Source organism: Rhodoferax sp., from assembly GCF_030646845.1.
In the GTDB taxonomy this organism is placed as follows: domain Bacteria; phylum Pseudomonadota; class Gammaproteobacteria; order Burkholderiales; family Burkholderiaceae_C; genus Rhodoferax.
The window spans coordinates 24,533-50,667 of sequence record NZ_JAUSLE010000004.1 but is presented as its reverse complement, the minus strand read 5'-3'; the positions used below and the strand labels follow the sequence as shown (position 1 = coordinate 50,667).

General features: G+C 60.6%; 32 protein-coding genes. 19 read left to right on the top strand and 13 right to left on the bottom strand.

The window, feature by feature from the left end; all coding sequences use genetic code 11:
* Nucleotides 1-35: 35 nt before the first annotated feature.
* Nucleotides 36-581, bottom strand: coding sequence for an HPF/RaiA family ribosome-associated protein (locus Q7T10_RS01015; protein ID WP_304744936.1), 546 nt, complete (start codon nucleotides 579-581; stop codon nucleotides 36-38).
* Nucleotides 582-714: 133 nt separating this feature from the next.
* Nucleotides 715-1,146 carry an Hsp20/alpha crystallin family protein gene (locus Q7T10_RS01010; protein ID WP_304744934.1) on the bottom strand — a complete coding sequence of 144 codons (432 nt, stop codon included), beginning with the start codon at nucleotides 1,144-1,146 and terminating at the stop codon, nucleotides 715-717.
* 414 nt (nucleotides 1,147-1,560) lie between these two features.
* On the opposite strand from Q7T10_RS01010, the gene Q7T10_RS01005 reads away from it, so the two are divergent.
* From Q7T10_RS01005 to Q7T10_RS00990, 4 genes are all read left to right on the top strand, one after another.
* Nucleotides 1,561-1,788 (top strand): sulfurtransferase TusA family protein, encoded by a 228-nt coding sequence (locus Q7T10_RS01005; RefSeq protein ID WP_304744932.1) that lies wholly within the window; start codon nucleotides 1,561-1,563, stop codon nucleotides 1,786-1,788.
* Between the two features lie 40 nt (nucleotides 1,789-1,828).
* Nucleotides 1,829-2,299, top strand: a complete 471-nt coding sequence (locus Q7T10_RS01000) for a DsrE/DsrF/DrsH-like family protein (RefSeq protein ID WP_304744930.1) — start codon at nucleotides 1,829-1,831, stop codon at nucleotides 2,297-2,299.
* 109 nt (nucleotides 2,300-2,408) lie between these two features.
* Complete coding sequence (locus Q7T10_RS00995) at nucleotides 2,409-3,290, top strand: hypothetical protein (protein WP_304744928.1); 882 nt, start codon at nucleotides 2,409-2,411, stop codon at nucleotides 3,288-3,290.
* A gap of 22 nt (nucleotides 3,291-3,312) precedes the next feature.
* Nucleotides 3,313-4,416 (top strand): YeeE/YedE family protein, encoded by a 1,104-nt coding sequence (locus Q7T10_RS00990; protein ID WP_304744926.1) that lies wholly within the window; start codon nucleotides 3,313-3,315, stop codon nucleotides 4,414-4,416.
* Between the two features lie 46 nt (nucleotides 4,417-4,462).
* Here Q7T10_RS00990 and Q7T10_RS00985 read toward each other — a convergent pair whose 3' ends face one another.
* The 9 genes from Q7T10_RS00985 to Q7T10_RS00945 all read right to left on the bottom strand — a co-directional run bounded on the left by Q7T10_RS00985 (nucleotide 4,463) and on the right by Q7T10_RS00945 (nucleotide 10,006).
* The gene (locus tag Q7T10_RS00985) at nucleotides 4,463-4,906 is read right to left on the bottom strand and encodes a hypothetical protein (protein ID WP_304744924.1); all 444 of its coding nucleotides are present in this window, start codon (nucleotides 4,904-4,906) and stop codon (nucleotides 4,463-4,465) included.
* A 10-nt stretch (nucleotides 4,907-4,916) separates the two neighbouring features.
* Entirely contained in the window at nucleotides 4,917-5,135 is a 219-nt protein-coding gene (locus tag Q7T10_RS00980; protein ID WP_304744922.1) for a hypothetical protein, read from the bottom strand.
* Between the two features lie 33 nt (nucleotides 5,136-5,168).
* On the bottom strand, nucleotides 5,169-5,558 hold the full coding sequence (locus tag Q7T10_RS00975) for a S24 family peptidase (protein WP_304744919.1): 390 nt from the start codon (nucleotides 5,556-5,558) through the stop codon (nucleotides 5,169-5,171).
* Between the two features lie 25 nt (nucleotides 5,559-5,583).
* Nucleotides 5,584-7,059 (bottom strand): 2Fe-2S iron-sulfur cluster-binding protein, encoded by a 1,476-nt coding sequence (locus tag Q7T10_RS00970; protein ID WP_304744917.1) that lies wholly within the window; start codon nucleotides 7,057-7,059, stop codon nucleotides 5,584-5,586.
* A 38-nt stretch (nucleotides 7,060-7,097) separates the two neighbouring features.
* Complete coding sequence (locus Q7T10_RS00965) at nucleotides 7,098-8,048, bottom strand: TauD/TfdA family dioxygenase (protein WP_304744915.1); 951 nt, start codon at nucleotides 8,046-8,048, stop codon at nucleotides 7,098-7,100.
* A 13-nt stretch (nucleotides 8,049-8,061) separates the two neighbouring features.
* Nucleotides 8,062-8,679, bottom strand: a complete 618-nt coding sequence (locus tag Q7T10_RS00960) for a hypothetical protein (RefSeq protein WP_304744912.1) — start codon at nucleotides 8,677-8,679, stop codon at nucleotides 8,062-8,064.
* 108 nt (nucleotides 8,680-8,787) lie between these two features.
* Nucleotides 8,788-9,117, bottom strand: a complete 330-nt coding sequence (locus tag Q7T10_RS00955; RefSeq protein WP_304744910.1) for a TusE/DsrC/DsvC family sulfur relay protein — start codon at nucleotides 9,115-9,117, stop codon at nucleotides 8,788-8,790.
* A gap of 32 nt (nucleotides 9,118-9,149) precedes the next feature.
* A complete protein-coding gene (gene cas6, locus Q7T10_RS00950) occupies nucleotides 9,150-9,770 on the bottom strand; it encodes a type I-MYXAN CRISPR-associated protein Cas6/Cmx6 (RefSeq protein ID WP_304744908.1) in 621 nt (206 codons plus the stop codon).
* Nucleotides 9,767-10,006: a hypothetical protein gene (locus Q7T10_RS00945; RefSeq protein ID WP_304744906.1), complete on the bottom strand. Its 240-nt coding sequence runs from the start codon at nucleotides 10,004-10,006 to the stop codon at nucleotides 9,767-9,769. The genes cas6 and Q7T10_RS00945 overlap by 4 nt, the downstream gene beginning before the upstream one ends.
* A gap of 315 nt (nucleotides 10,007-10,321) precedes the next feature.
* Between Q7T10_RS00945 and dsrA the strand changes: the two genes are divergently transcribed.
* From dsrA to cobA, 15 genes are all read left to right on the top strand, one after another.
* Nucleotides 10,322-11,602: a dissimilatory-type sulfite reductase subunit alpha gene (dsrA, locus tag Q7T10_RS00940; RefSeq protein ID WP_304744904.1), complete on the top strand. Its 1,281-nt coding sequence runs from the start codon at nucleotides 10,322-10,324 to the stop codon at nucleotides 11,600-11,602.
* 27 nt (nucleotides 11,603-11,629) lie between these two features.
* Nucleotides 11,630-12,700: a dissimilatory-type sulfite reductase subunit beta gene (dsrB, locus tag Q7T10_RS00935; RefSeq protein WP_304744902.1), complete on the top strand. Its 1,071-nt coding sequence runs from the start codon at nucleotides 11,630-11,632 to the stop codon at nucleotides 12,698-12,700.
* Between the two features lie 22 nt (nucleotides 12,701-12,722).
* Entirely contained in the window at nucleotides 12,723-13,082 is a 360-nt protein-coding gene (gene tusD / locus Q7T10_RS00930) for a sulfurtransferase complex subunit TusD (protein WP_304744900.1), read from the top strand.
* A 24-nt stretch (nucleotides 13,083-13,106) separates the two neighbouring features.
* Complete coding sequence (tusC, locus tag Q7T10_RS00925) at nucleotides 13,107-13,502, top strand: sulfurtransferase complex subunit TusC (RefSeq protein WP_304744898.1); 396 nt, start codon at nucleotides 13,107-13,109, stop codon at nucleotides 13,500-13,502.
* 16 nt (nucleotides 13,503-13,518) lie between these two features.
* Complete coding sequence (gene tusB / locus Q7T10_RS00920) at nucleotides 13,519-13,818, top strand: sulfurtransferase complex subunit TusB (protein ID WP_304744896.1); 300 nt, start codon at nucleotides 13,519-13,521, stop codon at nucleotides 13,816-13,818.
* A gap of 42 nt (nucleotides 13,819-13,860) precedes the next feature.
* Nucleotides 13,861-14,193, top strand: coding sequence for a TusE/DsrC/DsvC family sulfur relay protein (locus Q7T10_RS00915; protein ID WP_304744894.1), 333 nt, complete (start codon nucleotides 13,861-13,863; stop codon nucleotides 14,191-14,193).
* A gap of 57 nt (nucleotides 14,194-14,250) precedes the next feature.
* Entirely contained in the window at nucleotides 14,251-14,985 is a 735-nt protein-coding gene (locus Q7T10_RS00910) for a respiratory nitrate reductase subunit gamma (protein WP_304744892.1), read from the top strand.
* Nucleotides 14,986-15,000: 15 nt separating this feature from the next.
* Nucleotides 15,001-16,494, top strand: coding sequence for a sulfate reduction electron transfer complex DsrMKJOP subunit DsrK (dsrK, locus tag Q7T10_RS00905; protein ID WP_304744891.1), 1,494 nt, complete (start codon nucleotides 15,001-15,003; stop codon nucleotides 16,492-16,494).
* Between the two features lie 42 nt (nucleotides 16,495-16,536).
* The gene (locus Q7T10_RS00900) at nucleotides 16,537-18,495 is read left to right on the top strand and encodes an NAD(P)-binding protein (RefSeq protein WP_304744889.1); all 1,959 of its coding nucleotides are present in this window, start codon (nucleotides 16,537-16,539) and stop codon (nucleotides 18,493-18,495) included.
* A gap of 4 nt (nucleotides 18,496-18,499) precedes the next feature.
* On the top strand, nucleotides 18,500-19,003 hold the full coding sequence (locus Q7T10_RS00895) for a hypothetical protein (protein WP_304744887.1): 504 nt from the start codon (nucleotides 18,500-18,502) through the stop codon (nucleotides 19,001-19,003).
* Nucleotides 19,000-19,788 (top strand): sulfate reduction electron transfer complex DsrMKJOP subunit DsrO, encoded by a 789-nt coding sequence (dsrO, locus tag Q7T10_RS00890; RefSeq protein ID WP_304744885.1) that lies wholly within the window; start codon nucleotides 19,000-19,002, stop codon nucleotides 19,786-19,788. The genes Q7T10_RS00895 and dsrO overlap by 4 nt, the downstream gene beginning before the upstream one ends.
* Before the next feature lie 3 nt (nucleotides 19,789-19,791).
* A complete protein-coding gene (gene nrfD / locus Q7T10_RS00885; protein WP_304744883.1) occupies nucleotides 19,792-21,015 on the top strand; it encodes an NrfD/PsrC family molybdoenzyme membrane anchor subunit in 1,224 nt (407 codons plus the stop codon).
* A 12-nt stretch (nucleotides 21,016-21,027) separates the two neighbouring features.
* On the top strand, nucleotides 21,028-22,779 hold the full coding sequence (locus Q7T10_RS00880; protein ID WP_304744881.1) for a cobyrinate a,c-diamide synthase: 1,752 nt from the start codon (nucleotides 21,028-21,030) through the stop codon (nucleotides 22,777-22,779).
* An 80-nt stretch (nucleotides 22,780-22,859) separates the two neighbouring features.
* Complete coding sequence (locus Q7T10_RS00875) at nucleotides 22,860-23,243, top strand: iron-sulfur cluster assembly accessory protein (protein ID WP_304744879.1); 384 nt, start codon at nucleotides 22,860-22,862, stop codon at nucleotides 23,241-23,243.
* On the top strand, nucleotides 23,240-24,040 hold the full coding sequence (cobA, locus tag Q7T10_RS00870) for a uroporphyrinogen-III C-methyltransferase (RefSeq protein ID WP_304744877.1): 801 nt from the start codon (nucleotides 23,240-23,242) through the stop codon (nucleotides 24,038-24,040). The genes Q7T10_RS00875 and cobA overlap by 4 nt, the downstream gene beginning before the upstream one ends.
* Here the strand turns inward: cobA and Q7T10_RS00865 are convergent.
* Nucleotides 24,022-24,720, bottom strand: coding sequence for a response regulator (locus Q7T10_RS00865; protein WP_304744875.1), 699 nt, complete (start codon nucleotides 24,718-24,720; stop codon nucleotides 24,022-24,024). The genes cobA and Q7T10_RS00865 overlap by 19 nt on opposite strands.
* Entirely contained in the window at nucleotides 24,717-25,934 is a 1,218-nt protein-coding gene (locus tag Q7T10_RS00860) for an ATP-binding protein (RefSeq protein ID WP_304744872.1), read from the bottom strand. Before Q7T10_RS00860 ends, Q7T10_RS00865 begins: the two co-directional genes overlap by 4 nt.
* Nucleotides 25,935-26,135 lie beyond the last annotated feature (201 nt).

Below are 26,135 nucleotides of genomic sequence, written 5' to 3'. Positions count from 1 at the left end.
CCCTGTTGTGCTGTGTGTAACCTGCCGAGATTCGCTCAACCCATTCCGTGCTTGCCCAGACTCACGCGCTTGGCCTGCAAGCCTTCGTCACCGGCCTCGGGGATGAACTGCACGGCGCTGCCTTCCTGCACGTGCTCAAACGGCGTGCCGGCTACGTTGTCGCGGCTGAAGTAGTACTCCTCACCTCCCGGCGTACGGATGAAACCAAAGCCACCCGCCTCGTCCAGCCGGACGACCTCGCCATGCAGGGGCACAGCATGCTGCTTTTCCTGCCCCCTGCGCTTGCGCACGACTTCCTCGACCTGGCGCTTCATGCTGTCGAAAGCATCGCGCAGGGCCACATACACATCTTCGTCCTGGACCCGATTCACCACGAGTTCGTGGCCGGGCATGGTGAGGTCGATGCGCACACTGTAGGGACGCCCCTGGTGCTTGTGCTTTTGCTCAAGATCGATAGCGACACGGCAGGCCATCAGGTCGGAGGCAAATGATTCAAGCTTGTGCGCGTGCTCACGCGCGCTTGTCTCAAGCGCATCCGATGGCTCCATGCCATGAAATTGAATGTGAACCGGAAGCTTCATGTTCTACCCTTTGGCCTTTGCTGGCATAGTGTTTCATTTTGCAAGGAGCCACCGCAAGCGCCTTGAGATTTGTCAACGCCAGCCCAGCAAGCCGGGGCGTCAACCCCGGCTTGGCGAGCCCAGTCAGTGCTCCCTACTCAATGGTCAAACGCTGGACGCCTCCGGTGGTCTGCTTCTTGGGCAGCGTCAGGGTGAGCACACCGTTGTCGTACTTGGCTTTGGCCTGTGCCTGGTCAATGTCCACCGGCAGCTGAAAACTGCGCGACACTGCGCCAAAGTAGCGTTCGCTGCGCAACACTTTTTCATCCTTCTCCGTGCTGTCTTGCTGTTTCACTTCGGCGCGCAGGGTCACCACGTTGCCATCCAGCGACACATCAATGTCTTCCTTGCTCACACCGGGAACTTCAGCATGCACGGTGTACAACTTGTCGGTTTCCTTGACATCCACCTTGATCTGGGTCGGGCTCGGCAAAGGGTCGCCGTGCAGAGGTTTGACGTAGAAGCCGGGCGCGACGTCGCGGAAAAAATCGTCGAACAGGTTGCCACGGGTAATCAATGAGCTCATTAGTTCTCTCCTTTGCATAAATGACCAAGATACCGTCCCATGACCCCGATGGCCATGAGCGACACCGCTGAGTATGAGGACTGCCGCGCAGTTCTCAAGAGCCACCTGCAAAGCGGTTGACGAAAATCAACTACCGCAGCTCGCGGCCCACGCTGTCGATGGTGGCATCGCGCACATCCTTGCTCGACGATCAGCTTCTTACCCCACCTTGATGTAGATCTACAGGCAAGGGCAAAAACCCCATTACCCAGATGGGCTACCCAACATCACCCTTTGCGGTGATAGACGCGCCGCAACGCCTCCTCAAGAATCAGCACGTGCAGCGGGCATGGTGCTCGCCGCGAAGGATTGGTTCTGCTTTCCCCCACAATAACCGGCTGCAATCAGTAATCAGTCAACCAATGGAGACAAGATATGGAATTCAACAAGGAATTTGACGCATCTGGCCTGGCCTGCCCGCTGCCCATCGTAAAAACCAAGAAGGCGCTGGCGGACATGACCTCCGGACAGGTGCTGCGGGTGATCTCCACCGATCCAGGATCGGTATGCGACATGGCTGCTTTTGCCGAGCAGACGGGCAATGCGCTGCTGGAACAAGGCAGCGAAAACAGCAAATACGTCTTCTATCTCAAGAAGGCCTGAGCCCAAGGGCGCACCTCAACATACCCCGGAGCACACACGCATGGCAACCAAAAAAATGGCGCTCATCGCCACCAAAGGCACGCTGGACATGGCATACCCGCCGTTCATCCTTGCGTCTACCGCGGCAGCGCTGGGCTGGGATGTCCAGATCTTCTTTACCTTCTACGGCCTGCAGTTGCTCCGCAAGAACCTGGACAGCATCAAGATCAGCCCATTGGCCAATCCCGCCATGCCCATGCCCGTTCCCATGCCTGTGATGGTGCAGATGCTGCCGGGTATGGAATCCATGGCCACGATGATGATGAAGAACAAGATGAAGTCCAAGGGCGTCGCATCGCTGCAGGAACTTCGTGACATCTGCCTTGAGGCCGACGTCAAGTTTGTCGCCTGTCAGATGACTGTGGACCTGTTCGAGTTTGAGACCAGCGAGTTCATCAAGGATGTGGAATACGGCGGCGCCGCCACCTTCATGAAGTTTGCCGGCGAATCCGACGTCTGCCTGTTCATTTAAGAACTTCGTCCTGCCGGTGTACCCGGTGCCACTGCCCCTGGTTGCGCGGCCATCCCCCACGGGGGAGAGGCAGCGCGACATCGCGGAACAACCGAGATGGAGAAGCGCTGTGAGAAAACTGATCCTATGGTGTGCCCTGCTGTGCTCGGCGCAGGTTTGCCTGGCACTTGCGCCCTATGTGCAGGGGGAAAAGCTGCCCGGTGCGGACCTGCCCACCCAGTTGGCACAGCTTGAGAAGAAGCTGCAGGCTGAAGGATTCACGGTCATTGGACGACACACACCAACGGGGCTGCCCGGGCACGCCAGCCTGGTGGTCACCGACCCGGCGATGCTGGAGGCCATTCGCACCATCGGGGGCTCCGCCGTCATTGCATCCGGAATTCGCGTAGGGGTGAAAACTGACGGCGCCGTCTCGTACATGAACCCGGACTACTGGTATCGCGCCTATCTGCGTGGTCAGTTCAAGACTGCGCAACCAGCCGCCAAATCTGTCCAGCTGCGACTGGCGAAGGCCTTGGGCGAAGGTCCTGGTTTTGGTGGCGACGTGCCAGAGGCCGATCTGCCACAGTACCGCTACATGTTGGGCATGGAACGATTCGATTCTGCCAATAGCGAACTCAGCACACACGCCAGCTTTGACGACGCGCTCAAGGCGGTGCAGGCCAATCTGTCCAGCGGGGTGGGTGCAACCAGCCGCGTTTATGAAGTGGTCAACCGGCAGAGCCAGACAGCGGTGTTCGGCGTGGCGATGAACGACCCGGGCGACGGCGAAGGCTGGTGGGTGAACAAGGTGGGAGCCGACCACATGGCCGGCCTGCCCTATGAACTGTTCATCGTGGGCTCCAAGGTCTACGCACCCTATGCCCGCTACCGCATCGCACTGGCCTGGCCTGCTTTGGGCATGGGACAATTCATGGGCATCATCAGCGCCCCTGAAACCATACGGACCACTCTGACCCGTGTCGCTGGCGGCACGGTGCCAGGCAACTAAAAAAAATGATCTGGAGTATCAAATGAGCGAAGCAATCAGTCCAGCCACCCTGGTCGTTTGGGGTGGCTTTGTGCTGGCCTTCATCTTTGGCGCGGTCGCCAACAAGACCAACTTCTGCACCATGGGCGCCGTTTCGGACGTGGTCAACATGGGCCATTGGGGGCGTATGCGCATGTGGTTGCTCACCATTGCGGTAGCCATGATAGGTGCCAACCTGCTGTATTACTTCGGTCTGATTGACCTGTCCAAATCCGTCTACCAGCGCCCCCAGTTGCCCTGGTTGTCCATGCTGGTCGGCGGTTTCCTGTTCGGCATCGGCATGACCATCGCGGCGGGGTGCACCAACAAGAATCTGGTTCGCCTGGGCGGTGGCAGCTTGCGTTCGCTGGTGGTGCTGGTGTTTCTGGCGATCTCGGCCTACATGACGCTCAAGGGCCTGTTTGGTCAGTGGCGGTCCAGCTATCTGGACCCGGTAGCCATCGATTTGTCCGCCTTCGGGCTGGCTACCCAGGGCCTGCCGCAAATCCTGACCAAACTGAGCGGTCTGCCAGAAAAAACCGCCCTGCTCGCCACGCTGGTCGTGATCGGGTTGGGTCTGCTGGTGTTCGTCTTCAAGGACAAACGCTTTCGCGGCAATCTGTCCCATGTCATCGGGTCCATTGTGCTCGGCTTGCTGATCGTCGCGGCCTGGTACCTCACCGGCAACATCGGCCATGGCGAAAACCCGGAGACGCTGGAAACCGTGTATTTCGCCACCAACACCCGCACGCTGGAGTCCCTGAGTTTTGTGGCGCCGACAGCTTTCAGCCTGGAGTTGCTGATGCTGTGGACGGACAAATCGATGCGTGTGACATTCGGCATCGCCACGGTGATCGGTGTTGTTCTCGGCTCCATGGCCTATGCCCTCAGCACGCGGCAGTTTCGCTGGGAAGGCTTCGCTTCGATGGAAGATCTGCGCACCCAGTTGATTGGTGCGGTGCTGATGGGTTTTGGTGGCGTTACCGCTATCGGGTGCACCATTGGCCAGGGACTCTCCGGCGTTTCAACGCTGGCAGTGGGGTCCTTCATCGCGCTGACCGGTATCGTTGGTGGCGCGGTGGCCACCATGAAGTGGCAGCAACGCTGAAAGAGCGCCCCGGCATTGGCGACGCCATGTCGGCGCCAGCGGCAAGCTAGGAGTCGGGAGGTGGCGCGCGGCGCCGCGTCTGCCACGCCACGATGCTGGAGACAATCTGCTCCCAGGGCAAGTCCAGCAGGCTCGCATCGTTCAGCTGCGCCCTTTTCACCATGGCATGGACGTCTGTGGTTGGTGCTGCCACAGCGGCCTGCAAACCACGCAGGCCACCGCACTGCAGCTGCATCGCCTTGGCGTGAACCAGGGGAACGCCCGGGCGCGGCAGACGCAACGCGAACGTAGCCCGCTCACGGAACAGGCTTTCCAGCGTCGTGCAATTGATACGCGCCACTTCCAGTGAACAGGCCACGACCTCGCGCTCGGCCAGCGCGTGCCGTCTGGCCAGCTCGCACTGCGCACAGTCCGCCAGAATGGCTCTCTCAAACACGCAGGGCGAGGGGTTGATGGTCCGGCGTGACGCGTGATACGCAGGCTCATCCATGGCGTAAGTCTCAGTCGTCGCCCCTGGGTCCGGGTGTGCGAACCTGGCATAGCAGGTCTTCGGCCTGCAGTTCATTGTCTGCAAACATGATTTTTATCTTCCCCGGCGCATCGGCAGCCTGTTGGGCGCGCAGGCCCTTGGCATGGGCTGACGCATCCGGAAAGGTTTCAAATTCGGACAATTTCTCCAGCTGTGCGAAGGGTTTGACCCGGTAGATGTAGTAGGGCACGGTGGCTTCTCTCGGAAGGTTGAAAACAGAAGTTCAGATGTAGTGCTTGGAAGCCCGCCGGCGCCCTGGCAGCGCCTTCTGGATGATGACGCCGCGCACGGCAGCCAGACTGTCCAGCGCCGCATCCGCAAAGGCCGGGTTCAGCGGGTGCAACAGCCAGCCGCTGCCCGCACGCAGCAATTGGCGGAAGGTCCATTCTTCGTTGTGCCAGGCCAGCACATAGGAGCCATCCTGGGCCAGCCCGTCGGGTTCGATGATGATGATCTCGCCCTCCAGGAACTCGGGTGCCATGCTGTGACCCAGCACCATCAAGGCAAAGGACTCGCCGCCCCCGCAGTCCGGCACAGCAAGATCGGCAGCTGATGGTGCTGCATCGGCGTAGGTGGCGCCATGCGATGTTGGTGGATTCGTCGGCAGGAGCATATGAACCTCGGTGGGCGGCGCTGGCTTACAGCACCTGGGTGAAGATTTGCGCAGCCGCCACGCCCACCGCCCGCAACTCATCGTGCAGCGTGGTGACGAAGTCGGGCGGCCCGGACAGGTAGAAATCACAGTCAATATCAAACAGGTCTGCCCGCATGGCCTGGGCGATCTGCCGGGCGCCGACTATGACATCGGCATGCGACACCAGCTCGTATTCAAACTGGTCCAGCGCCTGTGACCAGGCGCGGCACTGGTTACCCAGAAAATGCCCGTCGCTCCGTGTGGCCAGCCAGAACAGCGAGAGCGAAGGCGACGCATCCAGTGACAGCGCATGCTCGATCAGGCTCTTGATGGGTGCAAAGCCAGCGTCGCAGGCAGCGAATACAAGGGGGCGATGTCCGTCGGCCAGAACGAACTCGCCGGTTGGCCCCAGGACTGTCACGGCGGCGCCAGGTTTGATATCACCCGCAAACAAATGTCGCGCCATACCGTCGGACTCATCCCGCGAGACAAAAAAGAGCAGATTGCGGTCATCACAGGGGCAACTGGCCACCGGGTACGTGGCATGCGCATCGCCTTGCCCTGGCGTCGTCCACCCCAGCGAGACGGACTGGCCAGCCAGAAAGCGCAGTCGATGCGTGCGCGGCGTCTGCAAATGCAGCAGCCGGGTATCGGGCGCCAGCTCGGTGACCGCACGCACCTGGGTCACGATGTGTTGCTCCGGAATGTCCTGCGGGCCGCTGGCTTCCAGCATCTCCAGCGTGAGCTCACTGCTGGCGGCGGTGTGGCAACACATCAGCGTGTAGCCCTGGGCTTTCTCCGCTTCCGACAGGGGGTAGTCATAGTGCTGGGTCTTCACGACTTCGCCGGAAATCACGCGCACTTTGCACATGCCGCAACTGCCATTGCCACAGCCGTAATTGAGTTTGAGCCCGGCGTGCAGCCCTGACTGCAGCAGGTTAGCGTGCCCCTCCACCGAAAACTCGTGGCCGCTGGGGCGCACCGTGACCTGTGCTGTCATCACTTTGAGCATATCGTCCATCACCTCCAGCAAATCAACCGATTCGGTCGCCAGCGCCTGCGCCAGGCCTTGGGTTAGCTGTTGTTCCAGCGCCAGCCAGGTGGCGTCGCCAGGACGCTCCGCGGCCAGTTCCCGAATGCGCTGCTGCAGTTCGATCACCAGGCTGTGGTAGCGCTGCAGGTGTTTGCGCACGTCGGCCAGTTCCTGGCTTTGCGCAAACAGACGTTGCGCCAGCACTTCCTGACTCGGCAACATGCGCTCGCGCACGCGCCTGCCAAATGCTTCGTCCCGGATTTGCGCCACGCGCTCCAACAAACCAGACTCCTCCATCTTCGCGCCGGGATAGAGGCGCAGCAGGGCATCGGTAGATACCAGTCCGTCACTCAAGACCAGTGCACCGGCGCGCACCTGTTGCTGCAAGACGCCGCGCGCCACGCCCACCAACTGGGCCGCACGCCATACGCTGACCTGATGTGACATGATGCTCCTTTGCTATTAATATGATAGCTATATACGCCCTATTTCTGAGGGCCAGGGGCTGATTTTTCAAATAAACTGGCTGCAACAGCGCCAGCGTTGACCGCCGTGGGTGGACGTATGCGATCCAGATAGCGCGCACGGTACAACAACCGGGGTTGCGGCAGGTCATCCACAAAACCAGCGCGGTCATGCAGCACGTTGTTGCACACCAGCCCCATGCCGGGTTCCAGGCGCACACGAAACAGATACGGTCCGCCAGACTCCAGCAACTGCGCCAGGAACGCGACCGCCGCGCGCGTTGGCGCATCGTCCTTCCACTGCACACTGCGTGTACGTGCCGTGTAGCGCATGTGCAGCGCACCGCCGAATTCATCTACTGAGAACACAGGCCCGGTCTGCTCGGCGCGCGCGACACCGTCTTCATCAAGCCGTTCAGGAATGGTCATGGCGTCCGGCGCCATGAGCGCGCGCACCCAGTCAGGGTTGGCTTCACGCACGGCGATGTAGGCCATCTCATGGTCCATCAGGGCGTTCTCGCCGCCGGCAGCAGCCGCACGCACACAATGCAGAATCATCGCCCGGATATGTCTGGACTGGGGGTGATAGTAGCCATCGGTATGCCACTTGATGGAGCGGTTGGTGTAGGGAATGAACGCGGCGCGCTCGCCGACCCCGTTCGACGCCGCGACCGCAATCTGCGAAATACCGTCCTCGTCGGCAAGCCAGTTGCCGTCCAGCCGGTGCAGCCCCAACTGTTGCGCCAGCTGGCGCGGAATGCCTTTGTCCTCGCCACACACGGGGCTGCGGTAGATGGCCATATTGGCCGTGGCACAGCGCTGCAGCAAGGCCTGCTTCTCCGCAGCACTCAGGGCGCGTGGATCGGCCACATCCACCACCAGATCTTGTGCGCGCAGCGGATGGCTGGCGCGCTTGGCGTCACGCCAGCGCTGGTAGGCGGCATGCGCATCAAGGTCGAACGGCGTGCTCATTCTGACTCTGTGTTCAGTCGCCCGATGTGGCGGTACGGGCGGCGCGCGGCGCGCGCGGCTCGGTTGACAGCACATCCTGCATGGCGCGTTGCAGCATTTCCACTGCCTCGGGCACTTCGGTGGCCATGATCTGATCGACCACCCAACGCTGGTCTTTTTGCGGCATGAGCGCCTCGATGCGATGCCCCAGATAGCGGACAAAGGCAAAGTCCGGCCCGTCAGGGCCATAGGCGAACTCGGCGTAATGGTCGGCCAGTTCGTTGAACAGGTCTATGAATTCGTCGTAGTGACTGGGCTGGCCCGCAGGGCGTATGCCCAGCAGGGTGTCCTCGTTGTCCTGCAGTACCTCGGCTACCCGTTTGACCAAGGCCGTGATGAACTCGGCGCGCCCTTCAGCACCCATGCGCTCATGGGCCATGCGGTCCAGCACCTGCGTCAGGAACACCAGCACTTCGCGCGTGAAGGCAAAGTATTGCGCGCCCACCTCAATGTCGAAGTGGGCCGAGCGCATCTGCTTGAGCATGTTTTGCGCCACGCGCCAGGCGATGAAGGCCATCGCACTGGCAGTTTGCTGCGGGGTCTTGGCGGCGCCGTTACGGAACCACTGGCTCTTGATTCTGATATTGGCCATATCAAACCAGCGAACGGGGGGGAATCCGGCCGCCGCGCCGGGCCGCCCCAAGCAAGGCCAGCCCCCTTGGGGGGCAGCGCAATACACGCAGTGACAAGCGTGGGGGCATCAATATCCGCCCTTGCCCAGGGGCTGCGGCAAGGCAGCCACCTTGGGTCCCTGCTTGGCGGGCCCGATCGGAAACAGATCGTAGAGATACTTGCTGTCCACTTCAGGGCGTATTTCGGCCATGCCCTTGAGCATGGCGCGAAAATTCGGTGTGTGGCCATGCTCGCGGTACTCGTCACGCAGGTAGTTGATGACTTCCCAGTGAGCGTCGGTCAACTCGATCTGTTCCGCCGCTGCGATAGCGCGCACCGCATCATCTTCAAAAACAGGCTCCAGCAGGTAGCCCTGGTCATCGGCCTCAAGCTCCACGCCATTGACGTTGTACATCATCGTTTTTTCTCCATTTCCATTGACAAAGAAATCTATGACCCTACGGCTGCCGCCGACCTGTGCGGCACAAATATTCCGCAACCCAGCAGTCGGTGCAAACCCAGGCCATGTTGCTGAAGACGCAGCGATTGCTCAGGCGGCAGCGAGTGCAGCATCAGGCTGAACGTATCCAGCGCGTGGCCTGAAACCATCATCCGCTGGCGCTTGCCACACACCCGCTCGCCGCCGATGGACCATTCAGCCAGTTCCCGCTCCACCGCTGCCATGAACGTCAGTTCATCCGCGCTCTCGGCTGCCACCCGGTATGCATACAGGGTGGTGTGAGCCAGCAGTTCGCGCAGGTGCGGCCGGCTCAGGCGCAGAAGATGCCCCCCCACACTCAGCTCAAGCTTTGCCAGCGCCAGCAGTTCGTCCGCGCGCCCCGCGCCCACCCGCAGCAACAGAGACGTGCGCCGGGACAAGAGGGCTTGATCGTCATTGCCTTGCACCACCTTGACGGGATGTATGCCTGCCACCGGATCTGCATCCAGCCAGGGCAACTTCTCAGACAGGGCCTGCTGCAACGCCTGTGCATAGTCACGCGGCAAGGTCTGGCCTTCGATGGGAAACACCACGTCCACCGCTGCATCAGCCAATACGGGCGACATCGTCATGTCGGTTCCTGGGCCTCGGGCGCCGTCTGGGGCTGCGTCTCCACCCAGCGCAGCAAGGCCTCGCCCCAAAGCCGCGCCGTGTGGGGATCAATCTCAAACACCGTGAAACGGCTTTTCTCACGGATGCGCGTGCGCAGCAGGCTCATGCCTCCCGCGTCATAGTCCAGCTGCTGCAATTCGATGACCTGCCCGCCCAGAGGGCTGGTCAGCTTTTCAAGCGGTGTAATGGTCGTCATATTGCGTATTATTTGTCCTGTACTGGCCGTTCAGGTGCCGCTGCGCCGTGAACGCTGACGCCGACCGGCGGAATAAGCCCCAGTACCGCTATTTGGCGCAATGCCGGGCCACCCCGTCTATAACCGGGACGGGTGGGCTCATATAGCCCTAATGGGTAGCACAGAATAATCAACGAGGGTGATAGCGTCAGCCACACCGGGACACGTACTATCCATCCCAGAGTTGACTGTGAACCGGCCCGAAGAGGCAGACGTCAACAAGGCCAATTTGACCGACCGGCGCACCCCGTTCGACCCCTTGACAGGAGACACACCATGAGCAAGAAACAACACGACACCCCCATGCTCGACCAGCTAGAGGCTGGTCCATGGCCCAGCTTTGTCACCGGTCTGAAGCGTCTGGCCAAAGACAGCGACTACATGACCGACCTGATGGGTCAACTGGAGCACTCCTACAAAACCCGCAAAGGCTACTGGAAAGGTGGCACGGTGGGGGTTTTTGGTTACGGCGGCGGCGTGATTCCGCGCTTCTCCGAAGTGGCCGAGATGTTCCCCGCCTCCAAGGAGTTCCACACCCTGCGGGTGCAACCGCCGGCAGGCATGCACTACAACACCGATGTGCTGCGCAAGATGTGCGATATCTGGGAGCGTCACGGTTCAGGCCTGATCGCCTTTCACGGCCAGTCGGGCGACATCATGTTTCAGGGTGCCAGCACAGCCAACGTGCAGGGTGCCTTCGATGAGTTGAACGAGTTGGGCTTTGACCTCGGCGGCGCCGGCCCGGCGGTACGGACCTCCATGTCCTGTGTCGGTGCGGCGCGTTGCGAACAATCGTGCTTTGACGAAGCACGGGCACACCGTCAGGTGGTCAACACCTTCCTGGACGACATGCACCGCCCGGCGCTTCCGTACAAGTTCAAGTTCAAGTTCTCGGGTTGCCCGAATGACTGCATGAATTCGATCCAGCGTGCGGACATGGCGGTCATTGGCACCTGGCGTGACAACATGCGCACTGATGAACCCCTGGCGCGCAAATGGTTTGCCAAGCATGGCATGACCGAACTGGTGAATGATGTGGTCAGCCGTTGCCCGACCAAGGCCATCATGCTCAAGGAGACCAAGGACGTCTCCAAGGGCCCCAAGATTTCAAGCGTTGCCCTGAACGATACCCAGTCGCTCGAGATCGACAACGCCAACTGCGTGCGCTGCATGCACTGCATCAATGTCATGACCGGTGCCCTGGCCTCGGGCACGGACAAGGGTGTCACGGTGTTGATGGGGGGCAAGCGTACTCTCAAGATCGGCGACCTGATGGGCACTGTGGTGACACCCTTCATGCCCATGAAGACCGATGAGGATTACCAGGCCCTGGTGGAACTGGCTCAGAAGTCGATCGACTTCTTCGCTGAAAACGCGCTGGAGCATGAGCGCACCGGCGAGATGATTGAGCGCATCGGCTTGATCAATTTCCTGGAAGGCATTGGGCTGGAGATTGACCCGAACATGGTTTCCACGCCGCGCACCAACCCGTATGTCCGCACTGACGGCTGGGACGACGAAGTAGCCAAGATCAATGCCCGCAAGGCGGCGGCCTGAAACTCTGACGAACACAGGAAGACCAACATGGCAACCATGCGCACCCCCATCGAAAGCGGCGTACCGGATAACAAGCAGTACCTGCATCCGCTGATGCTCAAAAACTACGGAAACTGGAAGTACCACGACCGGCCACGCCCGGGCGTGCTGCACCATGTCTCGCACACTGGCGACGAAATCTGGACGGTGCGCGCCGGCACGCAGCGTCAGATGGACCTGTTCACCATTCGCAAGCTGTGCGACATTGCCGACACTTACGCCGACGGGCACGTGCGCTTCACGATTCGCTCCAACATCGAGTACATGGTGTCTGACCCGGGTCGGGTGGCTCCGTTGGTCGAAGCGCTGACCACCAACGGGTTCCCGGTGGGCGGCACCGGCAATTCAGTATCGGCGATTGCGCATACCCAGGGCTGGCTCCATTGCGATATTCCGGGCACCGACGCCTCGGGCGCGGTCAAAGCGTTGATGGACGATCTGCACGCCGAGTTCATCAAGGAAGAGATGCCGAATCGGGTTCACCTGTCGACCTCGTGCTGCGAGATCAACTGTGGTGGCCAGGCCGACATTGCCATCGTCATTCAGCACACCAAGCCGCCCAAAATCAACCATGATCTGGTGGCCAATATGTGCGAACGACCGACTGTGGTGGCGCGTTGCCCGGTCGCGGCCATCCGGCCCGCCATGGTCAACGGCAAGCCGTCGCTGGAAATCGATGAATCCAAATGCATGTGCTGTGGTGCCTGCTACCCACCCTGCCCCCCGATGCAGATCAACGATCCCGAGCACAGCAAGCTGGCGATCTGGGTCGGCGGCAAGAACTCCAATGCCCGTGGCAAGCCTACTTTCATGAAGATGGTGGCATCGGGTCTGCCCAACAACCCGCCGCGCTGGCCTGAAGTTTCGGCCATGGTCAAGAAGATTTTGTACACCTACAAGGAAGATGCGCGTTCGTGGGAGCGGGTGTCCGACTGGATCGAACGTATCGGCTGGCCACAATTCTTTGAGAAGTGCGATCTGCCCTTCACCAAGTACCTGATTGATGACTGGCGCGGTTCGCGTTCCAGCCTCAATGCCTCGACGCATATCCGTTTTTAATTGACACCGGAACGAACGCACCATGAAATTTGGTTTACTTGTGAGCGAAGGGCCCTACACGCACCAGGCGTCCGACACTGCCTACCAGTTCGTCGTAGCGGCCTTGGCCAAAGGCCATGAGATTCAGCGCGTGTTTTTCTACCACGACGGTGTCAATAACGCGACCCGCCTCACCGAGCCGCCACAGGACGACCGCCATGTCGTGAACCGCTGGTCGGCCCTGGCCGCAGAGCACAAGGTGGATCTGGTGGTGTGTGTGGCGGCCGCCTTGCGCCGTGGCATCAAGGAAGAAGTGCTGGCGCCGGGCTTTCGCATCTCCGGTTTGGGGCAATTGGTGGACAGCGGCATCAAGGCCGATCGCCTGGTCACGTTTGGCGATTAATCGACTACAGGGAAGACACCCGATATGAGTGAACAGCAAGCAACCCCGGCGACCGGCCCCAAAGTGAAGAAATTCATGTTTGTGAACCGCAAGGCGCCCTACGGCACCATCTATGCGCTGGAAAGCCTGGAGGTGGTATTGATCACCGCCACTTTTGACCAGGATGTGAGTCTGGTGTTCATGGACGACGGCGTCTATGAACTGGTCAAGGGACAGCAAACCAAGGGCATCGGCATCAAGAACTTCTCGCCCAGCTACCGGGCGCTGGACGGCTACGACGTGGAAAAACTCTATGTCGATCAGGACTCACTGGCGCAGCGCGGCCTCACCGAGAAAGACCTGCTGGTTCCGGTCGAGGTGCTCAACGGGCAGCAAATGGGTCAGCTCATGCAGCAACAGGACGTGATCCTGAGCTTTTGAAGGAAGAACGAAACCCATGTTGCACATCATCAATAAATCCCCCTTCCAGACCAGCACGCTGGACACCTGCTTGCGAATGGCCCAGCCGGGCAATGCGCTGCTGCTCATCGAAGATGGCGTATATGCCGCCACGGCAGGAAGCGCCGCAGAAGCCCGCATGCGCCAGGCCTGCACCACCCTCAAGGTCTATGCCCTGCAACCCGACATGGATGCCCGCGGCGTGACCGGCAAACTGATCGAGGGCGTCACGCTGGTGGACTATGCCGGCTTTGTCGACCTGACCGTGGAATACAGCACCTCTCACTCGTGGTTGTGAGCTGAACACGATTCACTACCCATTTTTTACCTGGAGAAATACATGAGCTTTGAAATTGACGGAAAGAACTACGAAACTGATGAGGAGGGCTACCTTCTGAACTTGGCTGACTGGACGACGGACGCCGCGGTGCACCTGGCCGAAGAAGAGAAAGTGGCGCTGACCGACAACCACTGGGAAGTCATCAATTTCCTGCGTGAGTACTACAACGAGTACCAGATTGCGCCCGCTGTGCGCGTGCTGACGAAGGCGATTGGCAAGCAATTCGGTGAGGAAAAGGGCAATAGCAAATACTTGTACGACCTGTTTCCCTATGGGCCAGCCAAGCAGGCCTGCAAGATCGCCGGCCTGCCCAAGCCTACCGGCTGTATCTGACCGCAGACACTGCATTCCAGTTGCGCCTGCTACGCCGATAAACCGCCGGTACTGCCCATGTCACTCCTGACGATTTTCTACGCCGTGTTGTTCTACGTCGCCACAGGGGTGTTCGTTGTCGGGCTGGCGCGCAAGATCCGCAGCTATGCCAAGACCCCTGCGCCGCTGAAGATTCCCACCACACCGGCACCGATGACCACCGCCGGAGTGGGCTGGCGCATGACCCGCGAGGTCGTTTTCTTTGAAAGCCTGTTCAAGTCCAGCAAATGGACCTGGATCTTCGGCTGGACGTTTCACGCAGCGCTGTTGCTGGTGGTATTGCGTCATCTGCGGTATTTTCAGGAGCCGGTCTGGTTGCCCGTCGCCTTGATCCAGCCCTTTGGCACCTATGCGGGTTTTGCCATGGTGGCGGGCCTGGCCGGTTTGTGGGCTCGGCGCTGGCTGGTTGATCGCGTGCGCTACATCTCCACGCCATCGGACCATCTGATGCTCGCTCTGCTGCTGGCCATCGGCCTGACCGGGCTGGGTATGCGCTTTGTGGCACATACCGACATCATCGCCGTCAAGGCATTCATGCTGGGACTGATGCGGTTTGACTGGCAACCCTTGCCGAGCGACCCGGTGCTGCTGGTGCATCTGGCATTGGTAGCACTGCTCATGATCATCTTTCCCATCAGCAAGCTATTGCATGCGCCGGGCCTGTTTTTCAGCCCCACCCGCAATCAGGCGGACAACGCCCGCGAAGTCCGGCACGTCTCGGCATGGGCCGCGGCGCTGGACAAACGACCCTGAGCACCCACATTCATCATGGCCACCGCCGCATTTGAAACCCCGAAGCTCAAGAGCTACCCGGTCATCCCGCTGGTACAGGCAGGGGCCGTATCGCACCTCAAGCCCTTTGTGGCGAGCGGACCGATTCAGAAAGCGCTTGGATTCCCGGAAGAACTGGTAGAGGACTGGCAGGCCAAGGCCATTGCCAAGATGGGCGAGTTGCTGGGCAAGTACCGCTCGCTCCAGGTCTATATGGACGCCTGTGTGCATTGCGGAGCCTGCTCGGACAAATGCCACTATTTCCTGGGCACGGCCGATCCGAAAAACATGCCGGTGGCGCGTCAGGACCTGATGCGCAAGGTTTACCGGCGCTACTTCACGTTTGCAGGCAAGCACTTCCCCAAGCTGGTGGGCGCAGTGGACCTCACGCGCGAAGTGCTCGACGAGTGGTACAGCTATTTCAACCAGTGCTCGGAGTGCCGTCGCTGCTCGGTGTTTTGCCCTTACGGCATCGACACCGCCGAGGTCACCATGGCCGCCCGCGAGATCATGGACTCCATCGGCATGGGGCAAAAATACTCGAATGAGATCATCGGCAAGGTGCACCGGATCGGCAACAACCTGGGCATCCCGGGCCCGGCCCTTGAAAACACACTGGAAGGCCTGGAAGAAGACACCAAAGACGAGACCGGACTGGATATCAAATTTCCACTTGACGTGAAGGGCGCCGAAGTATTGCTGATCACCCCGTCGGCCGACTTTTTCTCCGAACCCCATGTCGAGAGCCTGATCGGTTACGCCAAAGTGTTTCACGCTGCCGGTATCAGCTGGACCTTGAGTTCGCACGCCTCGGAGGCCGGCAATTTCGGCATGTTCATCGGCAACTACGAGCAGATGCGCAATATCTCGCTGCGGGTGCGTGAGGCTGCCCTTGAACTCGGTGTCAAGCGCATCGTGGTCGGCGAGTGCGGTCATGCCTGGCGCGTGGCCTACAGCTTCTGGAACACGCTGATTGGTCCGTTCGACTATCTGGATCAACGCTACCCCGTGCCGCAGCACATCTGCGAGGTCACCGATGACCTGATTCAACGCGGCGCGCTCAGCTTCAATAAAGACGCCAACGACGACCGCATCATCACCTTTCATGATTCCTGCAATGTGGCGCGTGCCTCGCGCATGGGCAACATGCCTGGCGGACAGTTCATCATCCCACGGCGAATCATCACATCCGTGGCCAACCATTTTCATGACATGGCGCCGAAAACCATCCATGAAAGCACTTTCTGCTGCGGTGGCGGTGGTGGCCTGCTGACGGACGATTTGATGGAATTGCGCGTCAAGGGTGCCCTGCCCCGCATGGAAGCCTTGAAAGATGTGGTGGACGACCACGGCGTGAATTTCATGGCGACGATCTGCGCCATCTGCAAAGCGCAATTCACCAAGGTATTGCCCTACTACGGCTTCAACATGAGCATGGTGGGCGGTGTCCACCAGTTGGTCAGCAAGGCGATCCGCCTGGGCGACAAGTAGCGCCGCCCCCGGCTGCAAATACATACATCAGGAGACTTCAACATGTCCACGCCCACCGAATCCGTTACAGCCAAGCCACTCAACTTCCGTCGCTACAAGGACGGCGACAGCAAGGTCGGGTCCTGGCAAAAAGAGATTTTTGATGCGGGCCACTCGCACAAGTGTCCCACCTACATTCAGAGCACCCCCCCGTGCCAGGGCAGTTGCCCGGCGGGCGAGGACATCCGCGGCTACCTCAACATCGTGCGTGGCATCGAGAAGCCGCCCACAGGCATGGTGTGGCAGGAATACGCGTTTCGCCGGCTGACCGAGGCCAACCCCTTCCCCTCCGTCATGGGACGCGTGTGCCCGGCCCCATGCGAGTCTGGCTGCAACCGCAACGAAGTGGAGGACTTTGTCGGCATCAACTCGGTCGAGCATTTTCTGGGTGATTACGCGATTGAAAAAGGACTCGCCTACCCCAAGCCGGCTACCCAGACCGGTAAGAAAGTTGCGGTGATCGGGGGTGGCCCGGCTGGTTTGTCAACGGCCTACCAATTGGCACTCAAGGGCCACGAGGTGACCCTGTTTGATGAGCGCGCGGAGCTGGGCGGCATGATGCGCTATGGCATTCCAGGGTTTCGCACGCCACGTGATGTGCTGGACGCAGAGATCCAGCGCATCATCGACCTGGGCGTGAAGACCCGCATGAACTGCCGCATCGGCACCGACATCAGCATGGCGCAAATTCGTGCTGAGTTCGATGCCGTGTTCCTGGGTCTGGGTGCGCAGGCCGGCCGCGCGCTGCCGGTCGAAGGCGCTGATGCCCCCAACTGCGTCACGGCTACATCCTTCCTCAAGGCCTTCAATGACGGTCGCTTGCGCCATGTCGGCAAGCGCGTGGTGGTGGTCGGGGGTGGCGACACCTCGATCGACGTGGCCACGGTGGCCCGGCGGTTGGGTCACATCGAAAAGATCCATGAGTCCGATCGACCCGAACACGCCATCGCCGGCCATGTGGCACACGATGTGGCGGAGGCGTCGGCACGTCAGGGTGCAGAAGTCACGCTCACCTCCATCTTTGCCGTGGACAAGATGCAGGCCACCAAGCACGAGGTGGAGCAGGCCATGTCCGAAGGCATCACTATCCGGGGTGGCATGACGCCGGTAGCGGTCGTGCGCGGGCCGGATGGTCGCGCCACCGCGCTGCGCGTGATGCGCTGCGAGGCAAAAGTAGTGGGCGGTCGGCTGGAGATCAAGAACATTGAAGGAACGGAGGAAGACATTCCCGCTGACCTGATCGTGTCGGCCATCGGCCAGGCGGTGGATTTCACCGGACTGGACGAATTCAACAACGGCAAAGGCGCCATCAACAGCGACAAGAACTACCAGGTGCAGGGGCAGCCCGGGTTCTTTGTAGGCGGTGACGTCGTGCGCCCCCATCTGCTGACCACCGCGATCGGACACGGCGCCATAGCGGCCGATGGCATCGACCGCTTTTTGCAGAGCGAACCACTGGAGAAGCGCCCCAAGATCGACGTGCATGCCTTCGATCTGAAGCGCAAGATGCTGGAAAAAGGCTACGCCTTCAGTGAAGTGCATGAACCCATACGCGGCACAGACAAGAACACGGCGGCGATTCACAATTTTGATAACCGCTCGGACCGCTATGTGATCTCCCACAAGGAATTGTTCCTGGGGCACTTTCCCTATGTGGCGCGCAATCGTCGCGGCATGGTCACGCTTACCGCCGAGCAGGCCCTGAACAATTTCGAAGAGCGTCTGCGCCCCCTGCTGGAGGCCCAGGCGGTGGCTGAGGCCAAACGCTGCATGAGTTGCGGGCAATGTTTTGAATGCGACAACTGCGTCGTTTATTGCCCGCAGGTGGCGGTCTTCAAGGTGCCGAAAGCCAAGTCCACTATCGGACGCTATGTGGATACCGACTACAGCAAATGCATTGGTTGCCATATCTGTGCCGACGTCTGTCCGACCGGCTATATCCAGATGGGGCTGGGAGACTAGCGTTATGTCACGGCTTGCTGTTTTTTTTGTCAGGGCAGTTCGCCAGGTGATCGGCGCGGCCTTGCTGCTGACCGCAAGCCACGCCGCTCTAGCCGATGGCACGAGCGCGACAGTCGCAGCTGGGCGGGTGCCGCAGCCGGTCATCGAAGCGGCACGCGGCGACAAATGTGTGGAAGACCCCGCTTTCATGCGGCGCAATCACATGGAATTGCTCAAACACCAGCGCGACGACACGGTTCGTGGCGGGATTCGCGCTGCGAAGTACAGCCTGAAGGCCTGCATTGAGTGCCATGCCAGCAAGACCAGCGGCAGCGTGACAGTGGCAAGCACCAACTTCTGTCAGAGTTGCCATAGCTACGCCGCAGTAAAAATTGACTGTTTTGAGTGCCACGCCAACAAGCCACCCCAGACATCATTCCATCCGCTGGTTTCCCACGGCGAGCCAGGTGGCCAGCCACTCAGTCTGCAATTGCGACGGGTGGTAGCGCAGCAACAAATCAAGCCATGAAGCAAGACAAGACGACCCCATCGAGCGACACGACTGATACGACTGACACGAAGACCAGCCGCCGCGGTTTTCTGGGTGTGGCCGCAGCCGGCTTGGCAGGTATCATGATTGCGCCCGGCGTCCGGCTGATCGAGATCGCCCAAGCCGCCCCCGTGGGCGTTGGGTCCAGCCCCGGGGCCAGCAGCAAAGTCCGGTGGGGCATGCTGATTGACAGCGGCAAGTGCGCCAGCGGCTGCACCGACTGCGTCACTGCCTGCAACACGGAAAACGGTCTTTCCGGGGGCACACGAACCACCGATTCACAGTGGATTCGAAAGATCGAAATCAAGGAAATTCGTACCGGCAAAACGCAGTCCCTGCCCATGATGTGCCAGCATTGCGCCGAGCCACCTTGCGTCGACGTGTGCCCAACCGGTGCATCCTTCAAGCGTGCTGACGGCATCGTGCTGGTGGACAAGCACATTTGCATAGGTTGCCGTTACTGCGTCATGGCCTGCCCTTACAAGGCACGCTCCTTCGTGCATGAACCGCTGCAGGACCAGAAAGTCGATGTTCCCCGTGGCAAGGGTACCGTTGAAGGCTGCACCCTGTGTGTCCACAAGGTAGACCGCGGCGAGCAACCGGCCTGCGTGAGCGCCTGTTCCAAAGCGGGGCACGAAGCCATTGTGTTTGGCGATCTGAACGACCCCAACAGCGAGATATCCAAACGGGTTGCCCGTTACCCAACGCGCCAGATCCGTGAGGACCTCAATCTCGACACTGGCGTGCGCTACCTCGGAATCTGAACCATGAAAATCACTCTGCGTGAACTGCAAGGTAACAGTCCCGGCTACTACCTGCTGCTGGGTGCTCTCGGGCTGGTCACGCTCTTTGGCCTGGGGGCTGTCTGGATCATGGAGCACCAGGGCCACATCGTGACCGGCATGAACAACCAGATCGTCTGGGGTCTGCCCCATGTCTTTGCCGTGTTTCTGGTGGTGGCGGCATCGGGGGCATTGAACGTCGCCTCCATGGCCTCGGTGTTCGGTAAAACAGAGTTCAAACCGCTTGCGCCCCTGTCCGGCTTGCTGGCCATTGCGCTTTTGCTGGGTGGCTTGACGGTGTTGATGCTCGATCTGGGGCGTCCCGACCGTTTGATCATCGCCATGACGCACTTCAATTTCAAGTCCATCTTTGCCTTGAACATCTTCCTCTATTCAGGTTTTATGGGTTTTGTCATCGCGTACCTGTGGACCATGATGGAGCGGCGTATGAACCGCTACACCCCCGTGGCGGGTCTGTTCGCCTTCGTCTGGCGCATGGCGCTGACCACCGGAACCGGCTCGATTTTTGGCTTTTTGGTGGCCAGGCAGGCCTACGATTCGGCGTTGCTGGCGCCCTTGTTCATCGCGTTGTCGCTCAGCTATGGTCTGGCCGTGTTCGTGCTGGTGCTGATGCTGGCGTGCCATGGCAGTGGCCGGCCCCTGGGCGACGCACTGGTGGCACGGTTTGCGCGACTGCAAATCATCTTCATTGCAGCTGGCCTTTATTTCGTTCTGGTCTATCACCTGACCAATCTGTATTTCACCAAGCACCACGATTTCGAGCGATTCCTCCTGCTCGAAGGTGGTTTGTACACGACCTTGTTCTGGCTGGGCCAGGTGCTGCTGGGGAGTGTGTTGCCGCTGGTGATGCTGCTGCACCCCCGCATCGGCCAAATGCGTTTGCGCGTCGCTGCAAGCACCGCACTGGTGGTGGGCGGTGGATTTGCGCAGATGTATGTCACCATCATCGGCGGGCAAGCCTTCCCGCTGGTGCTGTTTCCAGGTCGGCAGGTAAGCAGCAGTTTCTATGATGGCGTGCTGAACAGCTATTCGCCCAGCCTGCCGGAGTGGCTGCTGGGCTTTGCGGGTGTGGCCATCGCGGGCCTGATCGTCATGTTGGCGCTGAAGTTTCTGGGTTTTCTTCCCGAGCGGCTGGACGAGGCCGCGCTACAGACCAGCGACGCCACGCAGGCGGTCGCCAGCGCCTGAACCCGATCCAGCATGTCACGCTTTCTGGTTTCGGCTGCGCACAAATCCTCCGGCAAGACCACGATCACGGTCGGCCTTTGCGCTGCCCTGGCGGCTCAAGGCCTTGCCGTTCAGCCTTTCAAGAAAGGACCGGACTACATCGACCCCATGTGGTTGGGCCAGGCCAGCGGACGCGCCTGCTTCAACCTCGACCCGTTTCTGATGACGCCCGAGCAGATCACCGCCTGCTTCACGCAACACGCTGCGCAGGCTGACATCAGCATCGTCGAAGGCAACAAAGGTTTGTACGACGGGCTGGCGCTGGACGGCAGCAACAGCAACGCCGCGCTGGCACATTTACTGGACTTGCCTGTGGTGCTGGTGCTGGATGCGCGCGGTATGACGCGCGGCATCGCGCCGCTGATTCTGGGGTACCAGGCGTTCGATCCGCGCATCCGCATTGCCGGCGTCATCCTTAACCAGTTGGGCGGAGCCCGCCACGAATCCAAGCTCCGCGCTGTGATCGAGCACTACACCGATGTGCCCGTGTTGGGCGCGATTGCGCACGACCCGCGGCTCGCCGTGGTAGAGCGCCATCTTGGGCTGATGCCCAACCATGAGCTGGATGACGCGGCGCAGCGCGTGCATGCCATGGGTGAACTGATTGCGGCACAGGTTGATTTGTCGCGGGTATTGGCGCTGGCCGCCAATGTCGCGCCTTTGCCCTCGCCGTCCCCTGCGCAAACCACGGCCGTGCTGGCACCTGCACCGCAGCCACGGGTTCGCATCGGGCTGGCGCGCGACAAGGCGTTTGGTTTTTACTACCCGGACGACCTGCTGGCCCTGGAAGCGGCCGGGGCCGAGATCGTCCCGTTCAACACCCTGCAAGACGCCTGTCTGCCCGATGTGGATGGGCTGTTCATTGGCGGCGGCTTCCCGGAAATGTTCATGCCGGAACTGCAGGCCAATACGGCCCTGCGGCACGGTATCCGCGCGGCTATCGAAGGGGGACTGCCTGTCTATGCCGAATGTGGCGGCCTCATGTACCTGGCGCGCACACTGCGCTGGAAAGAAAATGTCTACGAAATGGTGGGCGCACTTCCGGCGAACGTGGTGATGCACGAGCGGCCCGTGGGTCGTGGCTACATGGAGCTACAGACTACGACCGATGCGCCTTGGCCCGCCCCCGCGGGTGCCGCACCACAAACCCTGCGTGGGCACGAGTTTCATTACTCCAGCCTGGAAAACCTGGCGCCAGACCTGAAATTCGCCTATCAAGTGTTACGCGGACATGGCGTGGACGGCCAGCGCGACGGCATCGTTTACCGTAACGTACTCGCCTCCTATGCCCATCTGCGCAATGGCGCTGGCACCGACTGGGCGCCTCAGTTTGTCGCCTTTGTGCGCGCGCACTGCATCGCGTCACAGCCGCCGGCCACAGCCGCGGCGCGGAGCGTGCTGATCAATGGCAAAGCCATCGCCACCGACGTCGAAGGCTATCTGAGAAACCTGGATGACTGGTCGGAAGATTTTGCACGGGCACAGGCGAAGGCCGAAGGCCTGGAGTTGACCGATGAACATTGGCAAGTGATCCACTTTTTGCGCTCGTATTTCGAGGAGCATCGGGTACAAGCGCAAGTGCGTGCGATGATTTGGCACTTCGCCAGAGTGTGGGGGCCGGAACGTGGCAATAATCACCATCTGCACGATCTATTCCCCATCGGTGGGCCGCAGAAACAAGGCAACCGTCTGGCCGGGCTTTTGAAAACCAAAGGTGAGCATTAGGCATTCGAATATTCGGTGAGACAGGCCTCAGCGATGCGATCGCCGGGCAAGCTCTCTCCCCAACTGACCAGGAGTACAACATGTTTACAGTAACCAGTGCGGCTGCCCAGCAAATCCGGGAAGCGGCAAGCGCCAGTGGAGCCCAGGAGATGGCCCTGCGCATCGCCGCCCGGGTCGATCCCGACGGCTCGGTCCAATACGGCATGGGGTTTGACGATCCAAACGAGGAAGACATGAAGCTCGACCTGGAAGGCGTGGCGGTGGTGATCGCTGACGAATACCAGGAATTGCTGGACGAAATCGTGCTGGATTACGTGGAACTCCAGCCCGGTGAATTCAACTTTATCTTCATTGATGGCCGCCAGTCCGGGGATGTGCCCGAGCCGGCGCCGACTGGCGGTGGCGGTTGCAGCAGCGGTGGCTGTAGCGGTGGCGGCTGTGGCAGTACAGGACGCACGCATTGAAAACCGACGCACTGCACCAAGCACCCGGCAGCGGGCGTGTCTACCTGGTGGGCGCCGGCCCCGGTGACCCCGAGCTCCTGACCCTGCGCGCCGTCCGTCTGCTGCAGCAAGCACAAGTGATCGTCTATGACCACCTGGTGTCCAGCGCCGTGCTGGACTTTGTATCGCCCACTGCCGAGCGCATCTATGCCGGCAAGCGTCGCAACGAGCACACCATGCGGCAAGAGCAGATCAACGCGCTGCTGGTCAAACTTGCCATGGAGGGCAAGCAGGTGGTTCGCCTCAAGGGGGGCGATCCGTTCATCTTTGGGCGAGGCGGCGAGGAACTGCAAGCGCTGGCGGCTAGTGGGATCGCGTTTGAGGTGGTGCCCGGTGTGACGGCAGCATCTGGCGTCTCCAGCTACGCTGGCATCCCGCTGACGCACCGCGACTACGCGCAAAGCTGCATGTTCGTGACTGGCCACCTCAAGGACGGGACGGCCGACCTGGACTGGCCCAGCTTGGTCAGACCGCGTCAGACCGTCGTGATCTACATGGGGTTGGGCGGCCTGCCCGAGATTTGCCGCCAGATGATGCAGCATGGTGCTGCAGCCACCCTGCCCATCGCAGTGGTGCAAGACGGCAGCATTTCCACCCAGAAAGTAGTCACTGGAACGCTCGCCGATATGCCTGAACGCGTCGCACAGGCGGGCCTCAAATCACCGTGTCTCACCATCATCGGCGAGGTCGTCAAACTGCATGATTCGCTGGCATGGTTCCAGCCCCAGCTGATGACGCGTCAGCCTTTGGGTTTTTGACCGCCCTCACCCGTCGTCTTGACTCCCTCCGGCGAAGTGCGGTACTCAAACGCAAACACCGCCGCTTCGACCCGCGAGCGCAGGTTGAGCTTGTCCATGATGTGGCGCACGTGCAGTTTGACGGTGTTGTGGCTGATGTCCAGCGCCTTCGCAATGACCTTGTTGCTCTGGCCACTTGCCACGTGGTCAAGCACCTGGCGCTCGCGCTCGGTGAGTGAGGCCACCAAGTCTCCCTTGACCGATCCCCTGGGGCCGGATTGCAGTATTTGCGCGAGCTTCAGTGTCATGGCCGACGCCACGACCATCTCGCCGCGCGCCGCCCGTGCGATGGCATCAATCACCTCCTCAGGCTCCATGTCTTTGAGCAGGTAACCCCGAACGCCGGCGCGCAGTGCAGCCGACATATCATCTTCGTTGTCGCTCATCGTCAATATCACAACCGGGGTTTCACAACCTTCAGCGCGAATCATGCGCAACAGGCTCAAGCCATCTGTCGTGGCCAGGCGCAGGTCCAGCACCATCAGGTCTGGCAGATGCTCGCGAAGCATCGGCACGACCTGCGCAGGGTCGCCCGTGGCCCCCACCACCTTCATGTCGCCCCGGTGCTCCAGCAGTTCCGTCAGGCCGCTGCGACACAGCGCGTGGTCGTCCACCAGCATCACCCGGGTCTTGGCCGTCATACGCTGGACTCCGTGGGCGTTGGCGTCATGGGAAGCACCAGGCGCACGCGCGTGCCGCCACCGTCCTTCATGCCCACTTCAAGGTGGCCGCCCAGACGCTGGGCACGACTCTGCATGATTTCCAGCCCAAAATGGGTGGATGCAGCCAGCCCTGTCGCCATCGTCACAATCGTCGAGACAGACGGCGCGGCCATACCCAGCCCATCGTCCTCAATGACGAACTCAAGCCGCTGGGGCGTCTTGTCAATGGCCACCACGGCCCGCCGGGCCATGGAGTGCTTGGCGATATTGGCGAGCGCCTCCTGAATTATGTGAAACACCTGAACCTCCTGTTCGTCGGTCAGGTTCAGATTTTGCCCCGAATTCCTGATTTCGAGCGTGATGCCGGTGCGACTGAAAAACCCGTCTGCGATACCCTGGAGCGCATGCAGCAGTCCCAGCGGATCCATGCGGGTGCGGAAGTAGGTCATGACCTCACGCAAGTTGTCATGCACTTCTCCTACGGCTGACTTGACATCAGTGAAATACTTCAGCGATCGCTCGTCGTCGTGGGCGAGCATGGCGTCATGCAGCAGGGGGAGGCGCATCCTGGCGTAGGCCAAGGTCTGCGCAAGGGCGTCATGCACTTCATTGACCATTTCCTGCCGCTCTTTCATCACCGTGACTCGCAGTCGCTCGCGCTCAATGCGGGCGTTGTGCAATGTCAGTCCCAACAACTGGCCAATCAGCCGCAGGATGGTCTGTGTCTGGGAATTGATCTGGGTATCTGCTTCAAAAAACAGGTTGTAGATTCCCAGTACCTGGTTGCCGTGGGGCAGCGATATGGCCAGCACACGCCTGCACTGCTGGCCGAAATAGGGGTCATTGCTGTGGCGGGCGCAGGATTGCACGTCTTCCACCCAGCCGAGCACGTCGTTGTCGGCGGCGATCCCGCACATGCCGCAGTCGCGCTCCACCAAGCGTTCGGCGATCAGCACGTGCGCCGGTAAGCCCTGCTGCGCCACCAGGCGCATATGCTGCCCATCGTCGGTCAACAAGCGGACGGCCCCGGCCTGGGCACCAGCCAGCGCAACGATGGAAACCAGAAAGCGCTCCAGCAACAACTCCAGGTCAGTGCCGGCCGCCAGTTCGGTCACCAATCTGGAGACGATGGAACTCCCGTCCGCGCGGCTTGCGAGGGTCGCTGGAGTGAACAGGGTTTGGGCAGGAATCATGGTGAGGTCACAGACAAGCCATGCTAATACATAACCGGGAACTGATCTATCGTAAAAACCCGAAGCCCCCATGAAATGACCGGGCCGGGCCAGATCGGGCCTGAAATCGGGTTGGGACAACTAAAAACGGGGCACGCTACCCATTTGGGTTACGCCGGGTTACCCGTGTCGGCTATAGACGGAGCCGGGTGCCCTTGTCTT

What these genes read in the sequence shown, in the direction of transcription:
- Q7T10_RS01015 (WP_304744936.1), bottom strand. Translation starts at nt 581, where the DNA reads ATGAAGCTTCCGGTTCACATTCAATTTCATGGCATGGAGCCATCGGAT.
- Q7T10_RS01010 (WP_304744934.1), bottom strand. Translation starts at nt 1,146, where the DNA reads ATGAGCTCATTGATTACCCGTGGCAACCTGTTCGACGATTTTTTCCGC.
- Q7T10_RS01005 (WP_304744932.1), top strand. Translation starts at nt 1,561, where the DNA reads ATGGAATTCAACAAGGAATTTGACGCATCTGGCCTGGCCTGCCCGCTG.
- Q7T10_RS01000 (WP_304744930.1), top strand. Translation starts at nt 1,829, where the DNA reads ATGGCAACCAAAAAAATGGCGCTCATCGCCACCAAAGGCACGCTGGAC.
- Q7T10_RS00990 (WP_304744926.1), top strand. Translation starts at nt 3,313, where the DNA reads ATGAGCGAAGCAATCAGTCCAGCCACCCTGGTCGTTTGGGGTGGCTTT.
- Q7T10_RS00985 (WP_304744924.1), bottom strand. Translation starts at nt 4,906, where the DNA reads ATGGATGAGCCTGCGTATCACGCGTCACGCCGGACCATCAACCCCTCG.
- Q7T10_RS00975 (WP_304744919.1), bottom strand. Translation starts at nt 5,558, where the DNA reads ATGCTCCTGCCGACGAATCCACCAACATCGCATGGCGCCACCTACGCC.
- Q7T10_RS00970 (WP_304744917.1), bottom strand. Translation starts at nt 7,059, where the DNA reads ATGTCACATCAGGTCAGCGTATGGCGTGCGGCCCAGTTGGTGGGCGTG.
- Q7T10_RS00965 (WP_304744915.1), bottom strand. Translation starts at nt 8,048, where the DNA reads ATGAGCACGCCGTTCGACCTTGATGCGCATGCCGCCTACCAGCGCTGG.
- Q7T10_RS00960 (WP_304744912.1), bottom strand. Translation starts at nt 8,679, where the DNA reads ATGGCCAATATCAGAATCAAGAGCCAGTGGTTCCGTAACGGCGCCGCC.
- Q7T10_RS00955 (WP_304744910.1), bottom strand. Translation starts at nt 9,117, where the DNA reads ATGATGTACAACGTCAATGGCGTGGAGCTTGAGGCCGATGACCAGGGC.
- cas6 (WP_304744908.1), bottom strand. Translation starts at nt 9,770, where the DNA reads ATGACGATGTCGCCCGTATTGGCTGATGCAGCGGTGGACGTGGTGTTT.
- Q7T10_RS00945 (WP_304744906.1), bottom strand. Translation starts at nt 10,006, where the DNA reads ATGACGACCATTACACCGCTTGAAAAGCTGACCAGCCCTCTGGGCGGG.
- dsrA (WP_304744904.1), top strand. Translation starts at nt 10,322, where the DNA reads ATGAGCAAGAAACAACACGACACCCCCATGCTCGACCAGCTAGAGGCT.
- dsrB (WP_304744902.1), top strand. Translation starts at nt 11,630, where the DNA reads ATGGCAACCATGCGCACCCCCATCGAAAGCGGCGTACCGGATAACAAG.
- tusD (WP_304744900.1), top strand. Translation starts at nt 12,723, where the DNA reads ATGAAATTTGGTTTACTTGTGAGCGAAGGGCCCTACACGCACCAGGCG.
- tusC (WP_304744898.1), top strand. Translation starts at nt 13,107, where the DNA reads ATGAGTGAACAGCAAGCAACCCCGGCGACCGGCCCCAAAGTGAAGAAA.
- tusB (WP_304744896.1), top strand. Translation starts at nt 13,519, where the DNA reads ATGTTGCACATCATCAATAAATCCCCCTTCCAGACCAGCACGCTGGAC.
- Q7T10_RS00915 (WP_304744894.1), top strand. Translation starts at nt 13,861, where the DNA reads ATGAGCTTTGAAATTGACGGAAAGAACTACGAAACTGATGAGGAGGGC.
- Q7T10_RS00910 (WP_304744892.1), top strand. Translation starts at nt 14,251, where the DNA reads ATGTCACTCCTGACGATTTTCTACGCCGTGTTGTTCTACGTCGCCACA.
- dsrK (WP_304744891.1), top strand. Translation starts at nt 15,001, where the DNA reads ATGGCCACCGCCGCATTTGAAACCCCGAAGCTCAAGAGCTACCCGGTC.
- Q7T10_RS00900 (WP_304744889.1), top strand. Translation starts at nt 16,537, where the DNA reads ATGTCCACGCCCACCGAATCCGTTACAGCCAAGCCACTCAACTTCCGT.
- Q7T10_RS00895 (WP_304744887.1), top strand. Translation starts at nt 18,500, where the DNA reads ATGTCACGGCTTGCTGTTTTTTTTGTCAGGGCAGTTCGCCAGGTGATC.
- dsrO (WP_304744885.1), top strand. Translation starts at nt 19,000, where the DNA reads ATGAAGCAAGACAAGACGACCCCATCGAGCGACACGACTGATACGACT.
- nrfD (WP_304744883.1), top strand. Translation starts at nt 19,792, where the DNA reads ATGAAAATCACTCTGCGTGAACTGCAAGGTAACAGTCCCGGCTACTAC.
- Q7T10_RS00880 (WP_304744881.1), top strand. Translation starts at nt 21,028, where the DNA reads ATGTCACGCTTTCTGGTTTCGGCTGCGCACAAATCCTCCGGCAAGACC.
- Q7T10_RS00875 (WP_304744879.1), top strand. Translation starts at nt 22,860, where the DNA reads ATGTTTACAGTAACCAGTGCGGCTGCCCAGCAAATCCGGGAAGCGGCA.
- Q7T10_RS00865 (WP_304744875.1), bottom strand. Translation starts at nt 24,720, where the DNA reads ATGACGGCCAAGACCCGGGTGATGCTGGTGGACGACCACGCGCTGTGT.
- Q7T10_RS00860 (WP_304744872.1), bottom strand. Translation starts at nt 25,934, where the DNA reads ATGATTCCTGCCCAAACCCTGTTCACTCCAGCGACCCTCGCAAGCCGC.